This is a genomic window from Desulfobulbaceae bacterium, assembly GCA_015231515.1.
Taxonomy (GTDB): Bacteria; Desulfobacterota; Desulfobulbia; order Desulfobulbales; family VMSU01; genus JADGBM01.
This window is the reverse complement of the sequence record JADGBM010000194.1, coordinates 1-3,429: the sequence shown is the minus strand read 5'-3', so window position 1 is coordinate 3,429 and position 3,429 is coordinate 1. Positions and strand designations below refer to the sequence as shown.

Here is a 3,429-nt window from a genome sequence, read left to right as displayed (position 1 = left end):
CCATGACCAGTTTACCAACGGAGTGGCCTCACATACTGCAGCCGATGGCAGTGATCTACAGCCCTATCTACAGAAACTCTTTCAGGTGCTTTCCGCGCCAGAGCGTGAGGGCTTGCCGCATTATCTGAAACAGTTTCCTTATGTCAACGGCGGGCTGTTCAGCAAGGAGTATCCGGTGCCTGCCTTCAGTCGCAAGGCGCGGCAGATTATTATTGAATGCGGCGCCCTGAACTGGAAGGAGATCAACCCGGACATCTTCGGCTCCATGATCCAGGCGGTGGTGCACGGCGACCAGCGCGGCAGTTTGGGCATGCACTACACCTCGGTGACCAACATCATGAAGGTCATTGGGCCGCTTTTTTTAACTAACCTCTACGAGGAGCTGGATCAGGCGGGGACGAACAAGACGAAACTCAAAAATCTGCTCAGCCGTTTACGCAACATCCGCATTTTTGACCCGGCCTGCGGTTCCGGCAATTTCCTGATTATAGCTTATAAAGAGCTGTGCCGGCTGGAGATTGAGAGCATCAAGCGGTTGCAAGGCCCGCAGAAATCCCTCAACTTCATGTCCAATATCAAGCTCACGCAGTTTTACGGCATTGAGCTGGATGATTTTGCCCATGAGACCGCCAAGCTCTCCCTGTGGTTGGCCGAACACCAGATGAATCTTTTATTTCAGGAGGTCTTTGGCGAATCAAAGCCCACCCTGCCGCTTACTGACGGTGGCCATATTGTCTGCGGCAATGCCACCCGGATTGACTGGCAGGAGGTATGCCCCAGGGATGAAGGGCATGAGATTTATATTCTGGGGAACCCGCCGTATTTGGGATCCACCATGCAGTCGAAGGGGCAAAAGGCAGATCTGGCGCAGGTCTTTGCGGGAATAAAAAACTATAAAAATATCGATTACATCGGCTGTTGGTTCCTGTTGGGGGCAAAGTATATCCACCAGGCCAACGCCCAAGTGGCCTTTGTCACCACGAACTCCATTAGTCAAGGTGAACAGGTTGCCATATTGTGGCCCCACATTTTTTCACTTGGGCTGGAAATTGGCTTCGCCCACCAGTCTTTCAAGTGGACCAATTATTACCGATGGGACTCTCTTCCCCCAGGAGGTAGACAGCTACCACCCCTACATTATTCGAGAAGCGCTGAACAACTGTATTGCGCACCAAGATTATACTCTTGGCGGTAAAATCAATGTGGTGGAGCGGGAAGATAGCCAACTCATCTTTAACAATATGGGTTCTTTTCTTCCGCAAACCATTGAAAACGTCATTGCGGCGGATGCGCCAGAGCCGCTCTACCGCAACCCATTTCTGGCCGAGGCCATGGTGACGCTTAATATGATTGACACCATGGGCAGCGGCATCAAAAAAATGTTCACTATTCAACGGCGGAAATTTTTCCCACTGCCGGAATACAGCTTTAACAACAATCAGGTTAAAGTAGTCGTGACCGGTAAGGTGCTCGATATAAATTACGCCAAGAAGTTGGCCCAGATGCCGAACCTAAGCCTGCATGAAATTATGCTGTTGGACAAGTTCCAGAAAGGGAAGGTCTTGAGTGATGCTGAGATCGGACATCTCAAAAAACAAAAACTCATCGAAGGACGGAAGCCCAACTTCCATATCTCTTCCCAGGTTGCCGTCAAAACAGATCAGCAGGCTGACTATCTGAAATGGAAAGGGATTGATGACGAGTATTGCCAGAAGGTTATTCTGGATTATCTTGGAAAATTCGGCAAAGGGAACAAGGCTGATTTTGAGAGGGGGTTGCTGGACAAGTTGCCGGATGTTTTAACTGTGCAGCAAAAACAGGACAAGATCAGAAACAACCTGCAAAAATTACGGAGAGAGCAGCTGATTGAAAGCAAAGGCTGGACATGGTACTTGGTTGCGCACGATTAGTTTAGCTGTTTTTTAGCTGTTTTTTAGCTGTTTTTATTGTTCCTCGCCAGAAGTGAATATGCAGAAAAAAACGCAATGTCAGATATATATCAATCAAACAAGAACGGCTAAAACAGAAATAGAAACATGTTAAAAGCTAAAACAATCAAGACGGAACCTGAGTATGACCAGGCTCTCGCCCGTATTGAAAAACTGATGGATGCCCTGCCCGCCACCTCTGAAGGTGATGAGCTTGAATTACTGGTAACTCAAGTAGAGTTATACGAAGCGCGGCACTATGCCATTGAGCCGCCTGATAAGGAACGTGCTGTCAAATTTCGGATGGAGCAGCAGGGAGAACGGTAAAAATATGCCGGATTTAGTCAACGTAACCTATGCCCGGACGGGACGCTCCATCGCTACTAATTCTCTGGGCATGCGGGAGATGCAGGCCCGGGCCTTTGCGGCCGGCAAGGCCCAATATCTGCTGCTGAAAGCCCCGCCTGCCTCGGGAAAGTCCCGCGCCTTGATGTTTCTGGGGCTGGATAAGCTCTTTAATCAGGGTCTGAAGAAGGTGATTGTGGCGGTGCCGGAGCGTTCCATCGGCAGTTCATTTGCCGAAACCGACCTGACCCGGCATGGTTTCTTTGCCGATTGGGCGTTTAATCCTGTCTGTAATTTATGCACACCCGGCGGAGTGACCGGTAAGGTCGCGGCCTTTGCCAATTTTCTGAACGATCCGGCCGAAGCAATTCTGATCTGCACCCATGCCACCCTGCGTTTTGCCTTTGAGGCGGTGGCAGCGGATAAATTTAATGATACCCTGCTGGCCATTGATGAGTTTCATCATGTCTCGGCCGACAGCGATAATCGGCTGGGCGAGGTGATACGTTTCATCATGGCCAACACCTCGGCCCATATCATTGCCATGACCGGCTCCTATTTCCGGGGTGACTCGGTGCCGGTGCTGCAGCCTGCGGACGAGGCGAAGTTTACTAAGGTCACCTATAACTACTACGAACAGCTCAATGGTTATGAGCATATGAAGACCCTGGGCATCGGCTACCATTTTTATCAGGGGCGATACCTGAGCGCCATCGGCGAGGTGCTTGATACCGATAAAAAGACGATCCTGCATATCCCCAATGTCAACGCCGGTGAATCCACCAAGGATAAACACCAGGAAGTAAACAGCATCCTTGATATCATCGGTGTCGTGAGCCACCAGGACCCGGATACCGGGGTGATTTTTGTCAAGCGGCATGGAGATGGCAAGATCATCAAGGTTGCCGACCTGGTGGAAGATAGCCAAAGGGAGCGGGACAAGATCGTCGGCTACCTGCGCGAGATGAATGCGCTGGATGATATGGACCTTAATATGCTTAAGGCCATTACCGCCTCGCTGTTAATGGAACAGGTCTTGGCCCCCAATTTCAAGTTCAAGACCAGGCGGTTTGATGATGAGCCGCCCGAGGTCGGGACCCTGAAAATCCGGGGCTTTAAGGAGCCCAGTTCGCAACGGGTGAAGGATATTGTCGAA

The 3,429-nt window shown here is 50.5% G+C and carries 4 protein-coding genes; all 4 read left to right on the top strand.

What is annotated here, in order from left to right; genetic code table 11:
• Positions 1–1,195: class I SAM-dependent DNA methyltransferase (locus HQK80_16060; GenBank protein MBF0223707.1), on the top strand; the 1,195-nt coding region annotated here is incomplete at its 5' end.
• Positions 1,083–1,910 (top strand): hypothetical protein, encoded by an 828-nt coding sequence (locus HQK80_16055; protein ID MBF0223706.1) that lies wholly within the window; start codon positions 1,083–1,085, stop codon positions 1,908–1,910. The genes HQK80_16060 and HQK80_16055, both read left to right, overlap by 113 nt.
• A gap of 126 nt (positions 1,911–2,036) precedes the next feature.
• The gene (locus tag HQK80_16050) at positions 2,037–2,255 is read left to right on the top strand and encodes a transcriptional regulator (protein MBF0223705.1); all 219 of its coding nucleotides are present in this window, start codon (positions 2,037–2,039) and stop codon (positions 2,253–2,255) included.
• A 4-nt stretch (positions 2,256–2,259) separates the two neighbouring features.
• The coding region (locus HQK80_16045) for a DEAD/DEAH box helicase family protein (GenBank protein ID MBF0223704.1) at positions 2,260–3,429 on the top strand (1,170 nt) is incomplete at its 3' end.

What these genes read in the sequence shown, in the direction of transcription:
- HQK80_16050 (MBF0223705.1), top strand. Translation starts at nt 2,037, where the DNA reads ATGTTAAAAGCTAAAACAATCAAGACGGAACCTGAGTATGACCAGGCT.